Source organism: Streptomyces sp. NPDC038213, assembly GCF_055600495.1.
This window is the reverse complement of the sequence record NZ_JBVJYM010000027.1, coordinates 18,602-41,134: the sequence shown is the minus strand read 5'-3', so window position 1 is coordinate 41,134 and position 22,533 is coordinate 18,602. Positions and strand designations below refer to the sequence as shown.

Genomic DNA, 22,533 nt, shown 5'->3' with positions numbered 1-22,533 from the left:
AATGTCACGTTTCGCTGTCCGCCCCGGCGGCGAGGTACACCGCCACCGCCACGGCCAGATCCTCCCAGGCCATCCCCACGCTCTTGAAGAGCCGCGGGGCGCCCGTTGATCCGGACGGTCCCCTTCCGGCGACCAGGTCGGCGAGGGTTCCGGCCACGTGCCCCGGGCCGATGGCCCCCTCCGCCTCGGGGATCAGGAGGTCCCCGGCCTCGCGCAGGGCGGCGGCCCGGGACTCCACGTACACCGCGGCGCGCCGGACCAGGGCCGTGTCCGTCTCCCGGGCGTCCGGCTCGTGGGAGCCCACGGCGACCACCGCGGCCCCGTCGGCCACGAGCCGCCCGTCGAAGAGGGGTTCGCGGGCGGTCGTGCAGCAGAGCACGAGGGCGGCGCCGGCCACGTCGGCGGGGGTGCCGGTGCGGGCGTCCACGCCCAGGCCCCGGGCGTGGGCGGCGAGCGCCTCGCCCGCGGCCCGGTTGCGGGCCACCACCACGAGCTCGGAGACCTCCCGCACCGTGCGGACGGCCTCCAGGTGCCCGTACGCCTGCGGGCCGGATCCGAAGAGGACGGTGCGCAGCGGGCCGGGGGCCGCGAGGTGCCGGACGGCGAGGGCGGAGACCGCCGGGGTGCGCAGGGCCGTGAGGGCGGCCCCGTCGAGCAGCGCGAGGGGCTGGAGGGTGGCCCCGTCCAGCAGCAGGTAGCTGCCGGTGATCCGGGGCAGCCCCAGGGCCGCGTTGCCCGGCGCCACCCCGGCGGTCTTCACCCCGGCGTACCCGCCCGCGGCGGCGGGCATGAGCAGCAGCTCGCCGGCGGGTACGGGCAGGGCGGTCCGGTGCGGGCAGGTCTCGGGGTCGAGCCCGCCGCGCAGCATGCCGGCCAGGGCCTCGACCGCGGCGGCGGGCCCGACGAGCGATGCGATCTCGGCGGCGCCGAACAGCGCCAGGTCCTTCACCGCGCCGGGGCCGGTCACAGCAGGAACCCGGTGCCGAGGCTGTCGTGCGGGTCGAGTACGAAGGCGTGCTCGCCCGTCCGGTACGCGGTGCCGGTGACCTCGGTGACCCCGCCGCCCAGGATCCGGCCGGTGAAGACCGTGCCCGCGACGGACTCGTGCAGGAGGTCCTCGCCGGGGCCCATGATCCCGTCCTCAGCCAGCAGGGCGAGCCGGGCGGAGGTGCCGGACCCGCAGGGGGACCGGTCGATCTGGCCGTCGGCGAAGACGGTCACGTTGCGCTGGTGCGGGCCGAAGGGGGTCGCGGGCAGGTCCTCGTACAGGACCACTCCGTAGACCCCCGACAGGAGCGGGCTCTCCGGGTGCCAGGTCCCGGGGTGGGTGGCGAGGGCCGCGCGGATCTCCTGGCCGGCGCGGACCAGCTGGGGCAGGGCCTCCTTGGTCACCGCCAGCCCGAGGGCGCGGGCGGGGACGGAGGCGTAGCAGGCGCCGGCGTGCGAGATGTCCACTTCGGCGATGCCGAGCGAGGTGGCGACGGGCACCTTGCGGGCGGTGACGCGGGCGGGGACGTTGCGGAAGGTCACCCCGGTGGTGCGGCCCTCCGTACGGTGCACGGTGGCGGTGACCCGCCCGGAGGGCACGTCGATGCGGACCTGGGCGCTGCCCTCGTCGGGGGCGGCGACGAGCCCGCTGTCCACGGCCCAGGCGCCGAGCGCCATGGTGCCGTGCCCGCAGGCGGTGGAGAACCCGTCCTTGTGCCAGAACAGCACGCCGAGGTGGGCCCCGTCGTCGTCCGGGGGCACGAGGAAGCCGCCGTACATGCCGGCGTGTCCGCGCGGTTCGCGCACGAGCAGGCGGCGTACGTCGTCCAGCGGGCCGCGCCGGGGGGCGGTCCCGGACCCGCCGGGCCCGATGGCGGTGGCGCAGCGCTCGGCGACGGTGTCCCCGGGGACGGGGGGCAGCCCCTCGGTGACGATCCGGAAGGGCTCGCCCGCCGTGTGGTAGTCGGTGGTGCGCACCACGGCGGGTGCGGGGGGCAGGCTCACAGGAGGAAGCCTCCGGGGAAGGGGTCCGTGGGGTCGAGGAAGTACTGGGCGGTGCCGGTGATCCAGGCCCGGCCGGTGACGGTCGGGACCACGGCGGGGAGGCCGCCGACGGTGGTCTCGCCGACCAGGCGGCCGGTGAACTCGGTGCCGATGAAGGACTCGTTGACGAAGTCCTGTCCGAGGGCGAGCTCGCCGCGGGCGTGCAGCTGGGCCATCCGGGCGGAGGTGCCGGTGCCGCACGGGGAGCGGTCGAACCAGCCGGGGTGGATGGCCATCGCGTGCCGGGAGCGCGCGGCGTCGGAGCCGGGGGCCGCGAGGTAGACGTGCTTGACCCCGGCGATGCGGGGGTCCTCGGGGTGCACCGGGCGGTGCGCGGAGGAGTTGATCGCGTCCATCACCGCGAGCCCGGCCTTGACCAGCTCCTCCTTGCGGGCCCGGTCGAAGGGCAGCCCGAGGTCGTCGAGTTCGACGAAGGCGTAGAAGTTGCCGCCGTACGCGAGGTCGTAGGCGATCTCGCCGAAGCCGGGCAGCTCGGTCTTCAGGCCGAGGCCCACGCAGAAGGCGGGGACGTTGGTGAGGGTGACGGAGGTGGCCGCCCCGTCCTCGACCTGCACGTCCACGCTGACGAGTCCGGCGGGGGTGTCCAGGCGGACGGTGGTGACCGGTTCGGTCACCGGCACCATGCCCGTCTCGACGAGGACGGTGGCGACCCCGATGGTCCCGTGCCCGCACATCGGCAGCAGCCCGGAGACCTCGATGTAGAGCACCCCGCAGTCGGCGTCGGGGCGGGTGGGCGGCTGCAGGATGGCCCCGCTCATCGCCGCGTGCCCGCGGGGCTCGTACATGAGCAGGGTCCGCAGCCGGTCCATGTGCTCCATGAAGTGGAGCCGCCGCTCGGCCATGGTGGCGCCGGGGATGACCCCCACGCCGCCGGTGATGACGCGGGTGGGCATGCCCTCGGTGTGCGAGTCCACCGCGTGGTAGACGTTGCGGGTGCGCACGGGGGTCGCCTCCTCTCCTCGACGGCCCGCGGGTCCGTCCGCGGGGCCTTGCCTGGTTCTTCCGCTGGGTGCTGCTGGGTACTGCCGGGTGATGGTGCTGCTGCGGGATCCTCCCCTGCGCGGACCGGCGGCCCGGCGCCGGGGCCCGGCTCAGTTGTGGCCGTCCGCCAGGGCCTTCTCGGTGGCGGCGCGGACCGAGGCCTCGACCTCGCCGGTGAGCGGGAAGCGCGGCGGGCGGGTGGCGCCCCCGGGGCGGCCCGCGAGGTCCATCGAGAGCTTGATGGCCTGGACGAACTCGGTCTTGGAGTCCCAGCGCAGCAGGGAGTGCAGGGACTTGTAGAGCGGCAGCGCGGTCTCCAGGTCCCCGGCGACGGCGGCGCGGTAGAGGGTGGCGCAGGACTGCGGGAGGGCGTTGGGGTAGCCGGCGATCCAGCCGACGGCCCCGGCGAGGGCGAGCTCCAGCAGGACGTCGTCGGCGCCGATGAGCAGGTCGAGGCCCGGGGCCAGCTCGCCGATCTCGTAGGCGCGCCGGACGTCGCCGCTGAACTCCTTGACGGCGACGATGCTGCCGTCGGTGTACAGGCGGGCGAGCAGGCCGGGGGTGAGGTCGACCTTGGTGTCGATCGGGTTGTTGTACGCGACGACGGGGACGCCGGCGGCGGCCACGTCGGCGTAGTGGGCGCGGACGGTCGGCTCGTCGGCGCGGAAGGCGTTCGGCGGCAGCAGAAGGACGGAGCCGCAGCCCGCCTCGGCGGCCTGCTCGGCCCAGCGGCGGGACTCGGCGCTGCCGTAGGCGGCGACGCCGGGCATGACGCGGTCGCCGTGGCCGGCGGCCTCGACGGCGGTGGTGACGACGCGGGCGCGCTCCTCGTCGGTGAGGGTCTGGTACTCGCCGAGCGAGCCGTTGGGTACGACTCCGTCGCAGCCGTTGGCGATCAGCCAGGCGACGTGCTCGGCGTAGGCGTCGTAGTCGACGGAGAGGTCTTCCCGCAGCGGTAGCGCGGTGGCGACCATGATGCCGTGCCAGGGGCGGATGCGCTCGGGGGTGGACGCGAGGGTCATGGCAGGTGTCTCCCTAGTGTGGTGTGTGACATTTTACTGGTGCCTGTACGTCGGCCACAAGGGCCCGACGCCCCTGATCAGCAGTCGGCAGGGGGAGCGGGGGAAGGTTCCGGGGGGCCCGCGGGGCCGGAGGGGGCGCAGGCGGGGGCTTCGGCCGGCAGGGAGGCCAGGTGGGCGAGCGGCACCGGGCAGGACAGCGGGCGGCGGTCGGCGGCCGGCTCGCAGCCCGCCAGGGCGGCGACGGCCTGTCCGCACATGCGGCCCTGGCACCAGCCCATCCCGGCGCGGGTCAGCAGTTTGACGGTGCGCTCGTCGCCGGCCCCGAGCTCCTCGACGGCCTCGCGGATGCGCCCGGCGGGCACCTCCTCGCAGCGGCACACGTCCGTGTCCTCGCGCAGCCAGCCGGTCCAGCCGGGGCCGGGCCGGTGGGCTACGCCCATGGCCGCGGCGAAGGCCCGCAGCCGGGCCCGGCTGCGCAGCAGCGCGGCGGGGACCGCGCGGCCGGCCACGGAGCGGGCGGCGATCTCCCCCTCCACCAGGGCCAGCTGGGCGCCTCCGATGCCGCCGGTCTCGCCCGCGGACCAGATCCCGGGCACCGAGGTGCGCTGGGCCCCGTCGAGGACCAGGGCGGCGGTGCCGTCGGGGGCGGCGGCGGTGGCGCAGCCGAGTCCGGTGGCCAGTTCGAGCTGCGGGACGAGCCCGTGGCCGACGGCCAGGGCGTCGCAGGGGATGCGCCGGCCGGTGCCGGGCACCGGGCGCCAGTCCCGGCCGAGCCGGGCGACGGTGACGGCCTCGACGCGGTCGGTGCCGTGGGCCTCGGTGACGGCGTGCCGGGTCAGGAGCCGGACGCCGTGGCGCAGCAGGGCGCTGCCGTACACGGCGCCTTCGGCGAGTTTGGCGGGGTTGCGCAGCAGGGCCGGGATCCGGCCGGCGTACCCGGTGTACGAGCCGGCCTCGGCGACGGCGGGCACCCTGGCCCCGGCGGCGGCGAGGGAGCCGGCCACGGCGAGCAGCAGCGGGCCGCTGCCGGCCACGACCACCCGGCGGCCGGGCAGCACGAGGCCGGACTTGAGCATGGCCTGGGCGCCCCCGGCCCCGACCACCCCGGGCAGGGTCCAGCCGGGGAAGGGCAGCTGGCGCTCGTACGCGCCGGTGGCGAGGAGGACGGCGCGGGCGCGGACGGTCGCGGGGCGCTCCTCGGGGCCCGCGACGGCGTGCAGCACCCAGCCCGTCCCCGACGGCCCCGCCGGGCCGCCGGGGCGGGCCGCCTCGGGGAGAACGGTCCAGACGTGGTGGGAGGGCAGGTAGGAGATGCGGCCGGCGGACTCGTGGGCGCGCAGCTGCCGTTCGCGGGTGGCGAAGGCCTCCCAGCCGTGGTGCAGGGCCTCGGGGCGGGCGGCGCCGAGGGCGGGGTCGGGGTGGCGGTAGAACTGGCCTCCGGGGCGCTCCCCCGCGTCCAGGACGGTGACGCGCAGACCCAGGTCCGCGGCGGTGACGGCGGCGGCGAGCCCGGCGGGTCCGGCGCCCACGACGGCGAGGTCGGCGGCGGCGGGGCCGGCGGCGGCGCGGCCGGGCTCAGACGGCGAGTTCGCCATGGCCGGTCCCTTCCTGGGTGGTGACGGTGTCCCCGGGGCGGGCGGGGACGAGGCAGGCGCGCTGGTTGGGCTGCCCGTTGACGGTGACGAGGCAGTCGTAGCAGCTGCCGATCCCGCAGAAGGCGCCGCGCGGGGCGCCGCCCTGGCGGGTGGTGCGCCAGGCGAGGATGCCGGCGCCCCACAGGACGGCGGCGACGGTCTGGCCCGACTGGGCGGGCAGCGGCCGGCCGTCGAAGTCGAGGGTGAACTCCGTCTGGGCGGCGCCCCCGACGAGGTCGCGCGGGTGGCTCATCGGGCAGCTCCGTCAGCTCGGTGGGAGGGCTCCGCGGCGGGGGCTGCGGCGGCCCCGTCGCCGAAGCGCTCGGGGCGGAACGGGCGGGCGTCCAGGTCCCGTTCGGCTCCGGTGAGGAACTGGGCGAGGAGGAGGCCGGTGCCCGGGGCCAGGCCGATGCCCGCGCCCTCGTGCCCGCAGGCGTGGTAGAGGCCCGGGACCCGCGGGTCGGGCCCGATGGCGGGGAGGTGGTCGGGCAGGTAGGGGCGGAAGCCGTGGTAGGTGCGCATCGCGCGGACCCGGGCGAGCACCGGGAACAGCGCGGCCGCCTGGCCGGCCAGCCGGCGCAGGGCCTCGGTGGACAGTCCGCGCTCGAAGCCGACCCGCTCGCGGGTGGCCCCGATCAGGACCGGCCCGGCGGGGGTGCCCTCGACCACGGCCGAGGACTGGAGGGCGGCGGAGTCGCTGGCCACGTCCGCGATGTAGTCGGCGGCGTAGACCTTGTGGCGCACGACCTGCGGCAGCGGTTCGGTGACCAGGACGAAGCCCCGGCGGGGCAGTACGGGCAGGCTGGTGCCGGCGAGTGCGGCGATCCGGCCGCCCCAGGTGCCGGCGGCGTTCACCACGGCGGGGGCGAGCAGTTCGCCGCGGGTGGTGCGGACCCCGCGGAGCTGCCCGCCGGGTCCGGTCAGGAATCCGGTGACCTCCTCACCGAGGTGGCGGGCGGCTCCGGAGGCGTGCAGGAGCCGGGCCGCCGCCTGGGCGGGCTGGACCTGGGCGTCCTGGGGGTAGTGGAAGCCGCCGGCGAGGCCGGGGGCCAGGTGCGGCTCCAGTGCGTGCAGGGCGTCGGCGGCGATCTCCCGGGCGTCGACGCCCGCGGCGCGCTGGCCGTCCGCGAAGGCCCGCAGGGCCTTCAGGGTGGCCTCGTCGGGCGCCACGACGAGGCCGCCCTTCGGCTCGTACTCGGTCTCCGGTGGGAGGACCCCTGGTTCCGCGGCCAGCTCGTGCCACAGTCGGGTGGACAGCAGCGCGAGGTCGAGCTCGGGGCCCGCCTCCTTGTCGGAGACGAGCAGATTTCCTTCCCCGGCACCGGTCGTGCCGCCCGCGACGGGGCCGCGGTCGACTACGGCTACGGAGAGTCCGGAGCGGCCCGCGAAGTACGCGCAGGCGGCTCCGACGACGCCGGCGCCGATGATGACGGCGTCCAGGGAGTGTCTGTTGGGCACGACAGTAATATGTCACATTCTTCTGGGGGATCCAAGGGCGCACCGGGAGGGTGCGGCGGTACGGTGCGGCCGGCCCCGCCCCCGTGGCGCCGGGGCCGGCCGCACCCCTGCATCAGCCGCGCAGCGGGCCGTCACAGGAGTAGGAGGACGTGCCCGCCTTGTTGGTGCTCCAGATCTCGACCGGCCCGAAGGAGCAGTTCATGTCGGCCAGGTTGTTGGACACCGCGCCCGCCCGGTCGAGGATGAAGTAGTCCACGGTCTCGGACATGTCCTTGAAGACCTGGTCGGGGTTGCGGAAGTTCGACAGGTTCGCCGTGATCCGGCCCGTGCAGACGAAGCGGCGCTTGCCGGGCTCGCCGTTCTCGACGCAGTCGGGGTTGTTGTACGTCGCCTGGTGGAAGCTCGTCTTGACCGCGGCCAGGGAGGAGTCCCGCAGCTGGTCGACCGGGGTGAAGGTGGTGTTCGGGACGTACAGGTCCTCCACCTTGGCGATCTGGGCGTCCAGGAAGCGGTCGTAGTCCCGCTGGAGGTAGGAGTCCCCGCCCAGCCGGCCCCGCCATGCGTCGAAGGCCGCCGGGTCGTCGGCCCGCAGGTGGCGGTACATCTCCTGGAGCAGCGAGGGCCGCTGGGCCCACAGGAACTCGAAGAAGGTGCCGGCGTAGCTGTAGAAGCGGAAGCCGTCGCCGTCGTAGGTGGCGTTGAGCAGCTGCTCCACCGTCATCCGGGGGCCGCCGCCCGCGGTGTCGTTGATGATGCTCTTGACCAGCGACTTGCGCACGGCGATGCCGTTGTCGCGGGTGGCGCCGTCGAAGAACTCCGCGGTGCCCTCGTCCATCGCCGTGGTGCGGTCGCCCTGGTACCACTCGCCCTGGCCGAAGAAGCCGGGGACGGCGAAGCGGCCGTTGAGGTAGTGCACGTACTCGTGGCGGAAGAGCTCCTCCAGCGTGAGCGAGGAGTCCTGCGGCACCCGGCGCTGGTAGGTGTAGAAGGTCGCGCCGCGCTCGATGTAGACGCCGCCGTTGTTGGTGCCCATGCCCGTGAGCACCGGGTGGTAGTTGACGTAGTCGGCGCGCGAGCCGTACAGCACGATGTTCAGCGTGGAGTTGGGGTCCCCGGCCAGCGGCTGGTCGGTGCCGATCACGCGGTGGAACTGCGCCTTGACCCGCTTGCTCGCGTAGTACAGCTGGTCGACGGTGGCCTTGTCGAGGCCGGTGCGGACCTTGATGGCCCCGCTGTCGTACGTGTACGTGTACGGGAAGAGCTGCGCCTCGATGTCCGCCTTGCACACGCCGTACGGCTTGCAGGCGTCGAACCAGTTGAGCCACGAGACCACCTTGGCCCAGGGCTCGCTGCCCGCGCCGAAGGTGTTCTTCGTCGTGGCGAGCAGCGGGCCGAGGTCGGCCACGACCGCGTCGCGCAGCGCGGGGATCTCGCCGAGGCGGCCGAACTCCAGGATGGCGTCGCGGGCCACCCACTCGTTGGCGGTGCCCTTGAGGTGGGTGTAGCCGCCGAAGGCCTTCAGGGTGGCGCGGAAGGACGGGTCCGCGGTGACCGCGGCGTGGAAGGCGGCGTCCTGGTTGCCCGAGTAGGTGCCCAGGTAGCTCACGGAGAGTCCGGCGAGCGCGGCGCCGGCCCAGGCGGCGTCGTGGTGGGTGGCCGGGTGGTTCGGGTCCATGGTGGCCATGACCCGCTTGATGAGGTCGAGCTGGTGGTGGCGCAGGCCCTTGGAGCTGGCGGCGTAGAGGGCCTCGCGCAGGGTGTTGGCGTTGGTGCGGGTGACGTCGAAGGTGCGGGCGGCGCTGCCGAAGTCGGCCACCGCGCGGCGGATGGTCTCGACGGTCGGGGCGTCGCTCACGTCGATCTCGCCGCGCGAGAAGTCGTGGTAGGCGACGGCGTGGAGGTAGGTGAACATCTCCTCCAGGTTGCTGCCGTTCCTGCCGTCGTGGTTCGCGGAGAGGCTGGATATGCGGCGGGCGACGGCCTGGACGTGTGCGTCGGACATGACGGGCGCCAGGCGCGCGTCCCAGGTCCAGATGATGTCGCGCAGACAGCCGTCGGCCTTGACGGCCGGGTCGGCGAGGAAGTCCGCGAAGCGCTCGGGCGACAGGCCCGTGACCCCGTCGAGGGTGCAGGCGACCCCGGCGGCGGTCTGGCCGGCGGCCGCCGCGAGGCCCGCCTTGAGCTGGGCCTTCGGCTTGGCCTTGGCCTTCGTCTGCGGGCCGGCCACGCGGCCGGCGGTCAGGTCGCCGGGGGTCTGGGCCGGGGCGGCCTTGACCTTGGGGGCATTGGCGAAACGTTCCACCTCGTCGAACGGGTTGGCGTGCGTCTCGGCGGCGGGGGCCTGGCGGCCGGCGAAGGTGGCGGGGGCCTTCGCGGCGGGGGCCTTGGCGGCCTGCGAGGAGTCGGCGGCCTGGACGGCCTGGCCGGCGGAGGCGACGAGGGTGGCCGCGATGGCGGCGGCGAGGAACGACGTGCGCACGGCACTGTGCTTGGACACCAATAACTCCTGGTGGGAGGGGGAGGTGGGGGAGGTGCTACTGCTCGAACATCCCTGCATCACCGGGCACTTGACGGGGATGAGTGCGCCGCGATGTGAGCTGTAACATAGTAATGTGAAATTGCACTGACAAGCCCTGTGCATGCCCCGTTTTCCGGAGCTTCACATTCCGCCACCTGGCGCCGTCACTGAGAGGGTCCTCGTGACCGACCATCCGTCCCGGCTCACCATAGGCAGTCACGATCTGCCCGTATCACCCGAGTTGTCGGCGTTCATGGCCACCGGCTGGGCCGCCTCCCCGCTGCCCGGCGACGCCCGCACCGCCGCACGCGGTGTCACCCCCGCCCGCCGCACCCGGCTCTCCCGGCGCTTCCCCGGGGAGCGGCTGATCGTCCCGGCCGGGGAGTTGAAGGTCCGCTCGAACGACTGCGACCACCGCTTCCGCCCGCACAGCGCGTACGCCTGGCTCACCGGGCTGACCGGCGAGGACCAGGTCGGGCACGTGCTCGTCCTGGAGCCCGCCGGGCCGCACGGGCACGAGGCCGTCCTCTACCTGCGCCCCCGCTCCCCGCGCACGGGCGGGAACGAGGAGTTCTACCGCGACCGCCGCTACGGCGAGTTCTGGGTGGGCCGCCGCCCCGACCTCGCCGAGGCCGAGCGGCTGACCGGCATCCGCTGCGAGCACCTCGACCGGCTCGGCGACCCCGGTGCCCAGCCCGGCCGCACCGCCGGCACCGACCCCGGGCTGGACGCCGCCCTCTCCGAACTGCGCCTGGTCAAGGACGCCTGGGAGGTCGGCCAGCTGCAACTGGCCGTGGACCACACCGCCGCGGGCTTCGAGGACGTCGTACGCGCCCTGCCCGCGGCCCTCGCGCACGGGCGCGGGGAGCGCTGGATCGAGGGGGTCTTCGGACTGCGCGCCCGCGCGGAGGGCAACGGCACCGGGTACGACACCATCGCCGCCTCCGGCGCCCACGCCTGCGTCCTGCACTGGATCCGCAACGACGGCCCGCTGGACCGCGGCGAACTGCTGCTGCTCGACGCGGGCGTGGAGACCGACACCCTCTACACCGCCGACATCACCCGCACCCTGCCCCTGTCGGGCCGCTTCTCCCCCGTCCAGCGGCAGGTGTACGAACTGGTCCTGGCCGCGCAGGAGGCCGGCATCGCGGCCCTGCGCCCCGGCGCGAGCTTCCGCGACTTCCACCGGGCGGGCATGCGCGTGATCGCCGACGGGCTGGCCGAGTGGGGCGTGCTGAAGGACGCCGGGGGCGACCTGTACCGCCGCTACACCCTGTGCAGCAGCGGCCACATGCTCGGACTCGACGTCCACGACTGCGCGAAGGCGCGCGCCGAGACGTACCTGGACGGGGTGCTGGAGGAGGGCCAGGTCCTCACGGTCGAACCGGGCCTGTACCTCCAGCCCGACGACGAGACCCTCCCCGCCGCCCTGCGCGGCATCGGCGTCCGCATCGAGGACGACCTCGTGATCACCGCGGACGGGGCGCGCCTGATGTCCGGCGCGCTGCCGCGCACGGTGGCGGGCATCGAGGAGTGGATGGGGACCCTGCTGGAGGGCTGAGCCGGGCGGGGAGCGACGGCCGGGGGGCCGCCGCTCCCCGCCCCGCCCCCTGCCCTCCCCTGCCCGCCGTCAGTCCAGTACGGCGATCCCGTCCAGCTCCACCACCGCCTGCTCGTCCCACAGCCGGGTGGCGCCGATCACGGCCATCGCCGGGTAGTCCCGGCCCGCCAGCCGCCGCCAGATCCGGCCCAGTTCGGGCGCATGGGCGCGGTACGCGGCCACGTCGGTGGCGTACACGGTGACCCGGGCCAGGGCGGCCGGGGTGCCGCCCGCCGCCGCCAGGGCGGCCAGGAGGTTGCCGAGCGCGGTCTCGAACTGCTCGGGGAGGGTCTCCCCCACCAGCTTGCCGGCGGGGTCCAGCGCGGTCTGCCCGGCCAGCAGCACCAGGCGGCTGCCGGTGGCGCAGACGGCGTGCGAGAAGCCGGTGGGCGGGGAGAGTTCGGGCGGGTTGATCCGTTCCAGGCTCATCGGTACGGCTCCTTGCGGGTCGGTCGGGGCGTCGTACGGGCGCGGGCGGGGCACCCGGGTGCGGGCGCGTCCGGTCAGCGGTACAGCTCGCGCGCGATGATCGTCCGCTGCACCTCGCTGGCCCCCTCGTAGATCCGCGGGGCCCGCACCTCGCGGTAGAGGTGTTCGAGCAGGTGGCCGCGCTGGAGGGCCCGGGCGCCGTGCAGCTGTACGGCGTGGTCGACCACGTACTGCGCGGTCTCCGTGGCCAGCAGCTTCGCCATCGCCACCCGCCGCGGGACGTCCGCCGCCCCGCCGTCGTACGCCCCCGCCGCCGCGTACACGAGCAGCCGGGCGGCCTCGGTGCGGGTGGCCATCTCCGCCACCCGGTGGGCCACCGCCTGGAGGTCGCCGAGCACCCCGCCGAAGGCGGTCCGGTCCGCCGTGTGCCGGACGGTGGCGTCGAGGGCCGCCTGCGCCATGCCCACGGCGAAGGCCCCGACGCTGGGGCGGAAGAGGTTGAGGGTGTCCATGGCCACGCGGAAGCCCCGGCCCGGTTCCCCCAGCAGGTCCTGCGGACCCACCGGCACCCCGTCGAAGGACAGGGCGCCGATGGGGTGCGGGGAGAGCATCTCCAGGGGCTCCCCGGCCAGCCCGGGGCGGTCCGCCGGAACCAGGAAGGCGGTGACCCCGCGGGCCCCGGCGGCCTCGTCCGTGCGGGCGAAGACGGTGTAGAAGTCGGCCTCGGGGGCGTTGGAGATCCAGCGCTTCTCCCCCGTCAGCCGCCAGCCGGCGCCGTCCCGTGCGGCCCGCAGGGCCAGCGCGGCGGCGTCCGATCCGGCCCCGGGCTCGCTGAGCGCGAAGGCGGCCACCGCCCGCCCGGCCCGCACCTGCGGAAGCCAGCGCTCCCGCTGGGCGTCCGTACCGGCGCTGAGGACGGGGCGGGCGCCCAGGCCCTGGAGGGCGAGGGCGGTCTCGGCCTCCGTACAGGCGTAGGCGAGGGATTCGCGCAGCAGGCACAGGTCCAGGGCGCCGGAGGTGAACAGCCGGTCCAGCAGGCCGGTTTCGCCGAGGGCCGCGAGCAGGGGGCGGTTGACGCGGCCGGGTTCGCCCTTGTCGGCGAGCGGGCGCAGGCGTTCGGCGGCGAGGGTGCGCAGCTGCGCGCACCACTGTTCCTGTGCGGGCTCCAGGGCGAAGGCGAACGGCATCGCGGCCTCTTCCACTCGGGTGAGTTCTATCGCGTCCTGTTGACTGTCGTCACTGCCACGATACGCTCCTTGTGCGACCGCACGGCCGGCCCCACCCCGCTTTTCCGGAGATTCCCGGCGTTCCCCGGAGCTTCCCGGATCCCGGACCGTCGCAAGGGGGCGTACCCGCCTTGGAGCTCAAGCCTTCCGCACACGCCGACACCTTCGCCCGCGACCACCTGCCGCCGGCCGAGGAGTGGCCCGAGCTGATCTTCCCGCTGCCCGAACTGTCCTATCCGGACCGGCTGAACTGCGGGGCGGAGCTGCTGGACGCCACCGTCGCCCGGTTCGGCGCGCACCGCCCGGCCTTCCGCACCGCCGACGGCGGGGTGTGGACGTACGGGCAGCTGCAGGCCCGCGTGGACCGCATCGCGCACGTGCTCACCGCGGACCTGGGCGTGGCCCCCGGCAACCGGGTGCTGCTGCGCGGGCCGACCGGGCCCTGGCTGGCCGCCTGCTGGCTGGCGGTGATGAAGGCGGGGGCCGTCGCGGTGACCGTACTGGCCCAGCAGCGGGCGCAGGAGCTGGCGACGGTGTGCGGGATCGCGCGGGTCACGCACGCACTGTGCCACGTCTCCGCGCTGGACGACCTGACCCGGGCGGGCGTGCCGGGGCTGCGCGTGACCCCGTACGGCGGGGACTCGCCGGGGGACCTGCTGGTGCGGTCGGCCGGGAAGAGCGGCCGCTATCCCGCGGTGGCGACCTCCGCCGACGACGTGGCGCTGATCGCCTTCACCTCCGGGACCACCGGGCGGCCCAAGGGGTGCATGCACTTCCACCGGGACGTGCTGGCCGTGGCGGACACCTTCTCCTCGCGGGTGCTGCGGCCCCGGCCCGACGACGTGTTCGCGGGCAGCCCCCCGCTCGGGTTCACCTTCGGGCTCGGCGGGCTGGTGGTCTTCCCGCTGCGGGCGGGGGCCTCGGCGCTGCTGCTGGAGCAGGCCGGCCCGCGGCAGCTGCTGCCCGCGCTGGCCGAGCACCGGGTGTCGGTGCTGTTCACGGCCCCGACGGCGTACCGGGCGATGCTCGACGAGCTCGACCGCACCGCCGGCTCCGGCCCGCCCCCCGACCTGAGCGGGCTGCGCCGCTGCGTGTCGGCGGGCGAGAACCTGCCCGCGGCCACCTGGGAGGCCTGGCGGGCCCGCACCGGCCTGCGGATCATCAACGGCATCGGCGCCACCGAGCTGCTGCACATCTTCATCTCGGCCGCCGACGAGGAGATCCGCCCGGGCACCACGGGCCGCCCGGTCCCCGGCTGGCAGGCCCGGGTCGTGGACGCCGCGGGCGAGCCGGTCCCGGACGGCGAGCCCGGCCTCCTGGCGGTGCGCGGCCCGGTGGGCTGCCGCTACCTGGGCGACCCCCGGCAGCGGGAGTACGTCCGGCACGGCTGGAACGTCACCGGCGACACGTACGTCCGCGAGCCGGACGGGTACTTCCGCTACGTCGCCCGGGCCGACGACATGATCATCTCCTCCGGCTACAACATCGCGGGCCCCGAGGTGGAGGACGCCCTCCTGCGCCACCCCGGGGTGGCGGAGGCGGCGGTGGTGGGCCGCCCGGACGAGCACCGCGGGCAGATCGTGGTGGCGTACACCGTCCTGCGCGAGGGGGCACGGGCCACGGAGGAGGACCTCCGCCTCTTCATGAAGGCGGAACTGGCCCCCCACAAGTGCCCCCGCACCTTCGTCTTCCTCCCGGCCCTCCCCCGCACGGCCACCGGCAAACTCCAGCGATACCGCCTGCGCGATCTAGAGTGACCCCGTGGCCGAGCAGCACACCCCGCGATCCCTGATCGTCACGTTCTACGGCGCCTACGGGCGGCCGGAGCAGGGCCCCGTACCGGTGGCCGCCCTGATCCGGCTGCTCGGGGCGGCCGGCGTCGACGCGCCCTCCGTACGGTCCTCCGTGTCGCGGCTCAAGCGGCGCGGGTTCCTGGTGCCGGCGCGGGCCGCGGGCGGCGCCGCCGCGTACGCCCTGTCGGACGAGGCCCGCGAGCTGCTGGCCGACGGGGACCGGCGGATCTACCGGGCGCCGGGGGCGGCCGGAGCGGACGGGGAGTGGCTGCTGGCGGTGTTCTCCGTACCCGAGCAGGAGCGGAACAAGCGGCACCTGCTGCGCTCGCGGCTGGCCCGGCTGGGCTTCGGCTCGGCGGCGCCCGGGGTGTGGATCGCCCCGGCGGCGCTGTACGAGGAGACCCGGCACACGCTGGAGCGGCTCCAGCTGGGCGGGTACGTGGACCTGTTCCGCGGGGCGCACCTCGGGTTCACCCCGACGGCGGAGGCGGTGTCCCGGTGGTGGGACCTCGCGGCGATCGCCAAGCAGCACGAGGAGTTCCTGGACCTGCACGAGCCGGTGCTGCGCGGCTGGCAGGCGGGCCGGCCGGCCGCCGTCCCCGGGGAGGCGCCGGAGCAGGCGTACCGGGACTACCTGCTGGCCCTGGACTCCTGGCGGCGGCTGCCGTACGCCGATCCCGGCCTGCCCCCGGCGCTGCTGCCCGCGGACTGGCCGGGCGAGCGCTCGGCGGCGGTCTTCGCCGGACTGCACGCGCGGCTGCGGGAGGCGGGGGCGGCCTTCGCGGCGGCGGCTCCACCGGACTGACCCCGCCCCTCAGAGGGCGAGCCGGGGCTTCGGGGCGTCCGTGCGGCCGGTCGGGGGGCGGCGGGAGCCGGCGCGGTAGGGCGGGGGCCAGGGGGCGGCCAGGCCCTTGTAGTCCTGCTCCGCCGCGGCGTGCAGGGTCCAGTGGGGGTCGTACAGGTGCGGGCGGCCCAGGGCGCACAGGTCGGCGCGGCCCGCCAGCAGCAGGGAGTTGACGTCGTCCCAGGAGGAGATGGCCCCGACGGCGATGACGGGCACGCCGACGGCGTTGCGGATCCGGTCGGCGTACGGGGTCTGGTACGAGCGCCCGTACTCGGGGCGCTCCTCGGCGACGACCTGGCCGGTGGAGACGTCGACGGCGTCGGCGCCGTGGGCGGCGAAGGCCCGTGCGAGGGCGACGGAGTCCTCGGCGCCGGTGCCGCCCTCGGCCCAGTCGGTGGCGGAGATGCGCACCGTCATCGGACGGTCCTGCGGCCACACCTCCCGTACGGCGTCGAAGACTTCGAGGGGGAAGCGCAGCCGGTTCTCCAGGCTGCCGCCGTACGCGTCGGTGCGCCGGTTGGTCAGCGGGGAGAGGAAGCCGGAGAGCAGGTAGCCGTGGGCGCAGTGGAGTTCGAGGAGGTCGAACCCGCAGTCGGCGGCCCGCCGGGCGGACTGGACGAACTGCGCGCGCAGCGGCCCCAGTTCGGCGGCGGTGAGCTCCTTCGGGACCTGGTTGACCCCGTGCCGGTAGGGCAGGGCGGAGGCGGCGGACAGGGGCCAGTTCCCGGCGGGGAGGGGCTCGTCCATGCCCTCCCACATGCGGCGGGTGGACCCCTTGCGGCCGGAGTGGCCCAACTGGACGCCGATGGCGGTGCCTTCGGCGGAGCCGTGGACGAAGTCCACGATCCGGGTCCAGGCCGCGGCCTGCTCCCCGGTGTAGAGCCCGGAGCAGCCGGGGGTGATGCGCCCCTCGGGGCTGACGCAGACCATCTCGGTCATGACCAGCCCGGCCCCTCCGAGGGCGCGGGCGCCGAGGTGGACGAGGTGGAAGTCGCCGGGGACCCCGTCGACGGCCTGGTAGGTGTCCATCGGCGAGACGACCACGCGGTTGCGCAGGGTCAGTCCGCGCAGCCGGAAGGGGGTGAACATGGGCGGGGTGCCCTCGGGGCAGCCGAAGTCCCGTTCGACCAGGCCGGTGAAGCGGGGGTCGCGCAGCCGCAGGTTGCCGTGGGTGACGCGGCGGCTGCGGGTGAGGAGGTTGAAGGCGAACTGCCGGGGGGGCTGGTCGGCGTACCCGGCGAGCTCCTCGAACCAGCGCAGGCTGGCGGCGGCGGCCCGCTGGGTGGACTCCACGACGGGCTTGCGCTCGGCCTCGTAGGCGGCGAGGGCGGCGGGCAGGTCGGGCTGCTCCCCGATGCAGGCGGCGAGGGCGAGGGCGTCCTCGACGGCGAGCTTGGTGCCGGATCCGATGGAGAAGTGCGCGGTGTGCGCGGCGTCGCCGAGGAGCACGGTGTTGCCGTGGGACCAGCGGGAGTTGACGACCGTGCGGAAGGCCGTCCAGGCGGAGTTGTTGCCGCGCAGCGGGCGGCCGCGCAGGGCCTCGCTGAAGATCTTGGCGCAGCGCTGGGCGGACTCCTGCTCTTCGCACAGGTCGAGTCCGGCGGCCCGCCAGACCTCCTCGCGCATCTCGACGATGACGGTGGAGGAGCCGGAGGGATCCCCCTCGCCGCCGGGGCGGGCGTACGGGTAGCCGTGCAGCTGCATGATCCCGTACGCGGTCTCGGCGGTCTCGAAGCGGAATGCGTCGAAGGCGAAGTCGGCGGCGAGCCAGATGTAGCGGCAGCGGTGGGTGGTGACCTCGGGGCGGAAGGTGCGGGCGAAGGCGGCGCGGGTGCGGCTGTGCACCCCGTCGGCGGCGATCACCAGGTCGTGCGCGGCGGCGAGGGCGGTAGGTTCGGGGGCTTCGGTGCGGGTGCGGATGCGGACGCCGAGGGCGGTGCAGCGCTCGTGCAGGACCTCCAGGAGCCGGCGGCGGCCGACGGCGGCGAAGCCGTGGCCCCCGGAGGTGAGCACGCGGCCGCGGTGGACCACGTCGATATCGTCCCAGCGGACGAACTCGCGGCTCAGGGCGGCGTACACCTCGGGGTCGGCGGCTTCGATGCCTCCGAGGGTCTCGTCGGAGAGGACCACGCCGAAGCCGAAGGTGTCCTCGGGGGCGCCCCGCTCCCAGACGGTGACCTCCCGGTCGGGGCCGAGCCGTTTGAGGAGGGCCGCCGCGTACAGCCCGCCGGGTCCGCCGCCCACGACGGCGATGCGCACGGCTACCGCCCCCGCCAGTCGGGCGGGCGCTTCTGCGTGAAGGCCGCGTGGAACTCGGCGTAGTCCTCGCCGTTCATGAGCAGCGCCTGCGTGGCCGCGTCGAGTTCGACGGCCGCGGCGAGCGGCATGTCGAGTTCGGCGGTGAGCAGGGCCTTGGTCTGCGCGTAGGCGAGGGCGGGGCCGGCGGCGAGCCGCGCGGCGAGTTCGGCGGCCCGGACGTGGGCCTTGCCCTCGTCGGTGAGCTCGCTGAGCAGGCCGATCCGCTCGGCTTCGGCGGCGCGTACGGGCTCTCCGAGCATCAGCAGCCGGGTGGCGTGCCCGAGCCCGACCACGCGGGGCAGCAGGTACGCGGCGCCCATGTCCCCGCCGGAGAGGCCGACGCGGGTGAAGAGGAAGGCGAAGCGGGCGGAGGGGTCGGCGATGCGGAAGTCGGCGGCGAGGGCGAGGACGGCCCCGGCGCCGGCGGCGACCCCGTGGACGGCGGCGATCACGGGGAAGGGGCATTCGCGGACGGCCCGGACCACCTGGCCGGTCATCCGGTTGAAGTCGAGGAGTTGGGCGGTGTCCATGGCGAGGGTGGCGCCGATGATCTCGTCCACGTCCCCGCCGGAGCAGAACCCGCGGCCCTCGCCGCCGAGGACGAGGGCGCGCACGGAGCGCTCGCGGGACAGTTCGGCGAGGAGGTCCCGGAGGTCGGCGTAGGCGCCGAAGGTGAGGGCGTTGAGCTTCTCGGGGCGGTCGAGGGTGACCGTGGCGACGCCGTCCTGCGTGGTCAGCCGCAGGTGTCGCCAGCGCTGGGTGCGGTCCGCGGAACCGGTGAAGGGGCTCACCCCCCGAAGGTATCACCGACTCGTGACCGTCGTCATCATTACGCGATAGGCCTGTCGGAACGGGCACCGGCCTCCGGTGTTCCCGTCTCCGACCGGGAGGTGGCGGAAGTCCCGCCCCGGGGCGGCGGAGGTCCCCTGCCCGGGCGCCGGGGGACCCTACAGGGCGTGATTTCGACTTCGTATGGTTGAAAGCAGGAGTTCCCCTTCCGGGTCGCAGCCCGGCAGGGCCCGGCTCCCGGCCCCCGGGCCGCCCCGAGCGCGGAAGGAGTCCTGCTGTGCCCGATCCCGCCACCGTCACCTCCTGGCGGATCACCCTGCCCCGCACCACCGCCGCCGTACCCGTCGCCCGCGCGCTGGTGCGCACCGCCCTCGCCGACCTGGACGCCCCGGCCGACGGGGACACGGCGGAGCTGCTGACCGCCGAGCTGGTCGCGAACGCCGTCCAGCACGCCTCCGGCGACGCCCCCGTCGAGCTGGTCGTCGAGCTGCTGCCCGGCGACGGCTGCCAGGTCGAGGTGCACGACGGGGACCCGCGCCCGCCGGGCGACCTCGCGTCCGGCAGCGGCACCCGGCCCGACCCCTGGCAGGAGCACGGCCGCGGGCTGCTGCTCATCCGCACCCTCAGCTCCGCCTGCGGCCACCGCCGCACCGCCCACGGCAAGGCCGTGTGGTTCACCCTGCACGGCGGCGGACGGCCCGCACAGGTCCGCTGAACGGGCCGCCGGACGGCCCGGTGAATGACTATGCGCCGTCGCGCGCGAGGGTGGCGACGAGTACGGCCTTGATCGTGTGCAGCCGGTTCTCGGCCTCGTCGAAGACGACCGAGTGCACGGACTCGAACACCTCGTCCGTGACCTCCAGCGAGTCCAGCCCGTGCCGCTCGTGGATCTCGCGGCCCAGCCCGGTGCCCAGGTCGTGGAAGGCGGGCAGGCAGTGCAGGAACTTGACGTCCGGGTTCCCCGTGGCCCGCAGCACGTCCATGGTGACGGCGTACGGGGCCATGACCGCGATCCGCTCGTCCCAGACCTCCTTGGGCTCGCCCATCGAGACCCAGACGTCGGTGGCGACGAAGTCGGCGCCGCCGACGGCCTCCTCGACGCTCTCCGTGAGCGTGATCCGGGCCCCGCTGCGCTGCGCGGCCTCCCGGGCCAGGGCCTGGACGGAGGCGGCGGGCCAGTAGGCGCGCGGCGCCGCGATCCGCACGTCCATGCCGAGCAGGGCGCCGGTGACCAGGTAGGAGTTGCCCATGTTGAAGCGCGCGTCGCCGAGGTAGGCGAAGGACGTGCGCTCCAGCGGCTTGGCGCAGTGCTCGGTCATGGTGAGCACGTCGGCGAGCATCTGGGTGGGGTGCCAGTCGTCGGTGAGCCCGTTGTACACCGGCACGCCGGCGTACGCGGCGAGCTCCTCGACGGCGTCCTGGCTGTCCCCGCGGTACTGGATCGCGTCGAACATCCGGCCCAGGACCCGGGCCGTGTCCTTCACGGACTCCTTGTGCCCGATCTGGGAGCCGGAGGGGTCCAGAACGGTGGTCGAGGCACCCTGGTCGGCGGCGGCCACCTCGAAGGCGCAGCGGGTGCGCGTGGAGGTCTTCTCGAAGACCAGGGCGATGTTGCGCCCGCGCAGCCGCTGCACCTCGGTGCCCGCGCGCTTGGCCGCCTTGAGCTCGGCGGCCAGCCCGACCAGGCCGCGGAACTCGGCCGCGGTGAAGTCGAGCTCCTTCAGAAAGCTGCGGCCGGCAAGGCTGCGGCCGGCAAGGGCGGTCGCCATCGGGGCGCTCCTAGGTCACGGATACGGGAAGACCTTGGAAGTCTATACGAGTGAATGCATCTCTATACAGTGGTGCGCATCACTACGCGGTCCAGCGCTCCCCGCCCCGGCCGCGGCCCGCCTCCCGGCCCCGCCGGCCGCCCCGCCCTCACGGTACGGCGTCCCGCTCCACCGGGCAGCTCATGCACCGCGGACCGCCCCGGCCCCGGCCGAGCTCGCTGCCCGGGATCTCGATCACCTCGATGCCCTGTTTGCGCAGGTGCGTGTTGGTGGTGACGTTGCGCTCGTAGGCCACCACCACCCCCGGCTCCACGGCGAGCACGTTGCAGCCGTCGTCCCACTGCTCGCGCTCGGCGGAGTGCACGTCCTGGGTGGCCGTCAGCACCCTCACCGCGTCCAGCCCGAGGGCCGCGGCGATGGCCCGGTGCATGTGCTCCGGGGGGTGGTCGGTGACCTTCAGGTCGCTCTCGCCCGCCCCCGGCTCGATGGTGTACGAGCGCAGCATCCCCAGTCCCGCGTACTGCGTGAACGTATCTCCGTCGACCATCGTCATCACGGTGTCGAGGTGCATGAAGGCCCGCCGCTTGGGCATGTCCAGCGCCACGATGGTGCGGGCCGAGCCGGCCGCGAACAGGCCCCGGGCGAGCATCTCGACGGCCTGGGGGGTGGTCCGCTCGCTCATGCCGATCAGGACGGCCCCGTTGCCGATGACGAGCACGTCGCCGCCCTCGATGGTCGAGGGGTAGTCGGACTGGCCCTGGGACCAGAAGTGGAAGGCGCCGGAGGCCGTGAACAGCGGGTGGTGGCGGTAGATGGCCTCGAAGTGGACGGTCTCGCGCTGCCGGGCCGGCCAGCGCATCGCGTTGATGGACACCCCGTCGTAGATCCAGGCGGAGGTGTCGCGGGTGAACAGGTGGTTGGGCAGCGGGCCCAGCAGGAAGCCGTCCAGCTCCAGCGCGTGGAAGCGGACGGAGACCGGCTCGGCGAACCGCTCCAGGTACTCGCGCTTGGTCATGCCCCCGACGAGGGCCTCGACCAGATCGGCCGCGGGCAGCTCCTCGAAGGCCGCGCGCAGGTGGTCCGTGGCCAGCGGACCGTACTCCTTCTCGTCGAAGACCCGGTCCAGCACGAGGCGCCTGGCCTCCGGGATCGACAGGGCCTCGCCCAGCAGGTCGCCGAAGAGGTGCACCTCCACCCCGCGGTCGCGCAGGACGTCCGCGAAGCCGTCGTGCTCCTGGCGGGCCCTGCGCACCCAGAGCACGTCGTCGAAGAGGAGGGCGTCCTTATTGCTCGGGGTGAGCCGCTTCAGCTCCAGGTCGGGCCGGTGGAGGATGACGCGGCGCAGCCGCCCGGTCTCGGAATCGACATGGAATCCCATGCGTACACGGTCGCAGACCGGGCGGCCCGGGGACGGGCTTTTGGCAGCGGGCCGCGCCCCGGCACCCGGTGCGCGGCCCGCCCGCCGGGTGCGGGCGGCCGGCCTCAGCGCAGGCCCGCGTCGCCCGCCAGGTCGGCCAGCAGGGCGGGGGCGACCAGGCCGAGGCGCGGCGCGGCCAGCTCCGGCAGGCCCCAGTGCTCGGCCCGCGGCATGGTCAGGGGGGCGCCGACCACGGCACCCGGACCCTGCGCCACGACCTCGGAGGCGGGCGAGGTGAGGGCGGCCTCGTCGGGGCCGCCCGTGCTTTCCAGCTCGGGCAGCGGGGCCTTGAGCAGGCTGGGGGCCAGCTCCCCGTGCAGCGGGACCGCCGGCAGCAGCGGGTTCGGGAGCAGCTGCCCCGGGTGGTAGGTGGGGGCCTCGATCGCACCCGGCACCGGCAGGGGCAGGCCCGTGGTGAGCTTGGGGGCCGCCAGGCCGAGCGTCGGCTCCACCGCGTCCAGGGGTACGTCCACCGGCACGTGCCCGCCGGCGGCGGCCGGGGAGGCCGCCACCGCCGTGGCCATGCACGTCATGAGCGCCGCAATGCTCCCGCGTGCGGTCATCTTCATTCTGCGTTCCGTTCTTCAGGGGATCGCGGACACTCCGCTGCCCTGCAAGAACGAGCCCGCCCGCCGATTCCCCGAAAAATTCACCCATGTGACCTAACGCGTCGGGCGCGGCCGGGGGCGCGGACGGGCCCGGC

The 22,533-nt window shown here is 74.9% G+C and carries 19 protein-coding genes; 4 read left to right on the top strand and 15 right to left on the bottom strand.

All coding sequences use genetic code 11. From position 1 onward, the window contains the following. Positions 1–4: 4 nt before the first annotated feature. From ACZ7JZ_RS28135 to ACZ7JZ_RS28100, 8 genes are all read right to left on the bottom strand, one after another. Complete coding sequence (locus tag ACZ7JZ_RS28135) at positions 5–967, bottom strand: ornithine cyclodeaminase family protein (protein ID WP_470943955.1); 963 nt, start codon at positions 965–967, stop codon at positions 5–7. Beyond that, positions 964–1,986: a proline racemase family protein gene (locus ACZ7JZ_RS28130; protein ID WP_470944065.1), complete on the bottom strand. Its 1,023-nt coding sequence runs from the start codon at positions 1,984–1,986 to the stop codon at positions 964–966. Before ACZ7JZ_RS28130 ends, ACZ7JZ_RS28135 begins: the two co-directional genes overlap by 4 nt. 2 nt (positions 1,987–1,988) lie before the next feature. Further along, on the bottom strand, positions 1,989–2,993 hold the full coding sequence (locus ACZ7JZ_RS28125; protein ID WP_470943953.1) for a proline racemase family protein: 1,005 nt from the start codon (positions 2,991–2,993) through the stop codon (positions 1,989–1,991). A gap of 150 nt (positions 2,994–3,143) precedes the next feature. Continuing rightward, complete coding sequence (locus ACZ7JZ_RS28120) at positions 3,144–4,055, bottom strand: dihydrodipicolinate synthase family protein (protein WP_470943951.1); 912 nt, start codon at positions 4,053–4,055, stop codon at positions 3,144–3,146. 77 nt (positions 4,056–4,132) lie between these two features. Continuing rightward, positions 4,133–5,650, bottom strand: a complete 1,518-nt coding sequence (locus tag ACZ7JZ_RS28115; protein WP_470943948.1) for an FAD/NAD(P)-dependent oxidoreductase — start codon at positions 5,648–5,650, stop codon at positions 4,133–4,135. Beyond that, positions 5,631–5,942: a (2Fe-2S)-binding protein gene (locus tag ACZ7JZ_RS28110; RefSeq protein ID WP_470943946.1), complete on the bottom strand. Its 312-nt coding sequence runs from the start codon at positions 5,940–5,942 to the stop codon at positions 5,631–5,633. The genes ACZ7JZ_RS28115 and ACZ7JZ_RS28110 overlap by 20 nt, the downstream gene beginning before the upstream one ends. Next, positions 5,939–7,147 carry an NAD(P)/FAD-dependent oxidoreductase gene (locus ACZ7JZ_RS28105; RefSeq protein ID WP_470943944.1) on the bottom strand — a complete coding sequence of 403 codons (1,209 nt, stop codon included), beginning with the start codon at positions 7,145–7,147 and terminating at the stop codon, positions 5,939–5,941. The genes ACZ7JZ_RS28110 and ACZ7JZ_RS28105 overlap by 4 nt, the downstream gene beginning before the upstream one ends. A 112-nt stretch (positions 7,148–7,259) precedes the next feature. Beyond that, positions 7,260–9,644 (bottom strand): collagenase, encoded by a 2,385-nt coding sequence (locus tag ACZ7JZ_RS28100; protein ID WP_470943941.1) that lies wholly within the window; start codon positions 9,642–9,644, stop codon positions 7,260–7,262. Positions 9,645–9,786: 142 nt separating this feature from the next. On the opposite strand from ACZ7JZ_RS28100, the gene ACZ7JZ_RS28095 reads away from it, so the two are divergent. After that, on the top strand, positions 9,787–11,226 hold the full coding sequence (locus ACZ7JZ_RS28095; RefSeq protein ID WP_470943939.1) for an aminopeptidase P family protein: 1,440 nt from the start codon (positions 9,787–9,789) through the stop codon (positions 11,224–11,226). Between the two features lie 69 nt (positions 11,227–11,295). Here ACZ7JZ_RS28095 and ACZ7JZ_RS28090 read toward each other — a convergent pair whose 3' ends face one another. Both ACZ7JZ_RS28090 and ACZ7JZ_RS28085 read right to left on the bottom strand, forming a co-directional pair. Beyond that, a complete protein-coding gene (locus ACZ7JZ_RS28090; RefSeq protein WP_470943936.1) occupies positions 11,296–11,694 on the bottom strand; it encodes a RidA family protein in 399 nt (132 codons plus the stop codon). A gap of 74 nt (positions 11,695–11,768) precedes the next feature. Continuing rightward, positions 11,769–12,881 (bottom strand): acyl-CoA dehydrogenase family protein, encoded by a 1,113-nt coding sequence (locus tag ACZ7JZ_RS28085; protein ID WP_470943934.1) that lies wholly within the window; start codon positions 12,879–12,881, stop codon positions 11,769–11,771. Positions 12,882–13,051: 170 nt separating this feature from the next. Here ACZ7JZ_RS28085 and ACZ7JZ_RS28080 point away from each other — a divergent pair, with 170 nt between their 5' ends. After that, positions 13,052–14,677 (top strand): AMP-binding protein, encoded by a 1,626-nt coding sequence (locus ACZ7JZ_RS28080; protein ID WP_470943933.1) that lies wholly within the window; start codon positions 13,052–13,054, stop codon positions 14,675–14,677. 4 nt (positions 14,678–14,681) lie between these two features. Further along, entirely contained in the window at positions 14,682–15,518 is an 837-nt protein-coding gene (locus ACZ7JZ_RS28075; protein WP_470943931.1) for a PaaX family transcriptional regulator, read from the top strand. Positions 15,519–15,527: 9 nt separating this feature from the next. On the opposite strand, the gene ACZ7JZ_RS28070 is transcribed toward ACZ7JZ_RS28075, so the two are convergent. Both ACZ7JZ_RS28070 and ACZ7JZ_RS28065 read right to left on the bottom strand, forming a co-directional pair. Next, positions 15,528–17,834, bottom strand: a complete 2,307-nt coding sequence (locus ACZ7JZ_RS28070) for a bifunctional salicylyl-CoA 5-hydroxylase/oxidoreductase (protein ID WP_470944062.1) — start codon at positions 17,832–17,834, stop codon at positions 15,528–15,530. Beyond that, entirely contained in the window at positions 17,819–18,646 is an 828-nt protein-coding gene (locus ACZ7JZ_RS28065) for an enoyl-CoA hydratase family protein (RefSeq protein ID WP_470943929.1), read from the bottom strand. The genes ACZ7JZ_RS28070 and ACZ7JZ_RS28065 overlap by 16 nt, the downstream gene beginning before the upstream one ends. 275 nt (positions 18,647–18,921) lie before the next feature. Between ACZ7JZ_RS28065 and ACZ7JZ_RS28060 the strand changes: the two genes are divergently transcribed. Beyond that, complete coding sequence (locus tag ACZ7JZ_RS28060; RefSeq protein ID WP_470943927.1) at positions 18,922–19,359, top strand: ATP-binding protein; 438 nt, start codon at positions 18,922–18,924, stop codon at positions 19,357–19,359. A 28-nt stretch (positions 19,360–19,387) separates the two neighbouring features. Here ACZ7JZ_RS28060 and argF read toward each other — a convergent pair whose 3' ends face one another. From argF to ACZ7JZ_RS28045, 3 genes are all read right to left on the bottom strand, one after another. Then, positions 19,388–20,413: an ornithine carbamoyltransferase gene (gene argF, locus ACZ7JZ_RS28055; RefSeq protein WP_470943924.1), complete on the bottom strand. Its 1,026-nt coding sequence runs from the start codon at positions 20,411–20,413 to the stop codon at positions 19,388–19,390. A 148-nt stretch (positions 20,414–20,561) separates the two neighbouring features. After that, positions 20,562–21,791, bottom strand: a complete 1,230-nt coding sequence (locus ACZ7JZ_RS28050) for an arginine deiminase (RefSeq protein ID WP_470943922.1) — start codon at positions 21,789–21,791, stop codon at positions 20,562–20,564. A gap of 104 nt (positions 21,792–21,895) precedes the next feature. Next, positions 21,896–22,399 (bottom strand): hypothetical protein, encoded by a 504-nt coding sequence (locus ACZ7JZ_RS28045; RefSeq protein ID WP_470943920.1) that lies wholly within the window; start codon positions 22,397–22,399, stop codon positions 21,896–21,898. Positions 22,400–22,533 lie beyond the last annotated feature (134 nt).

Coding starts and splice junctions, on each gene's coding strand:
- ACZ7JZ_RS28045 (WP_470943920.1), bottom strand. CDS start 22,399: ATGAAGATGACCGCACGCGGGAGCATTGCGGCGCTCATGACGTGCATG.
- ACZ7JZ_RS28050 (WP_470943922.1), bottom strand. CDS start 21,791: ATGGGATTCCATGTCGATTCCGAGACCGGGCGGCTGCGCCGCGTCATC.
- ACZ7JZ_RS28090 (WP_470943936.1), bottom strand. CDS start 11,694: ATGAGCCTGGAACGGATCAACCCGCCCGAACTCTCCCCGCCCACCGGC.
- ACZ7JZ_RS28085 (WP_470943934.1), bottom strand. CDS start 12,881: ATGCCGTTCGCCTTCGCCCTGGAGCCCGCACAGGAACAGTGGTGCGCG.
- ACZ7JZ_RS28110 (WP_470943946.1), bottom strand. CDS start 5,942: ATGAGCCACCCGCGCGACCTCGTCGGGGGCGCCGCCCAGACGGAGTTC.
- ACZ7JZ_RS28120 (WP_470943951.1), bottom strand. CDS start 4,055: ATGACCCTCGCGTCCACCCCCGAGCGCATCCGCCCCTGGCACGGCATC.
- ACZ7JZ_RS28095 (WP_470943939.1), top strand. CDS start 9,787: ATGCCCCGTTTTCCGGAGCTTCACATTCCGCCACCTGGCGCCGTCACT.
- ACZ7JZ_RS28115 (WP_470943948.1), bottom strand. CDS start 5,650: ATGGCGAACTCGCCGTCTGAGCCCGGCCGCGCCGCCGCCGGCCCCGCC.
- argF (WP_470943924.1), bottom strand. CDS start 20,413: ATGGCGACCGCCCTTGCCGGCCGCAGCCTTGCCGGCCGCAGCTTTCTG.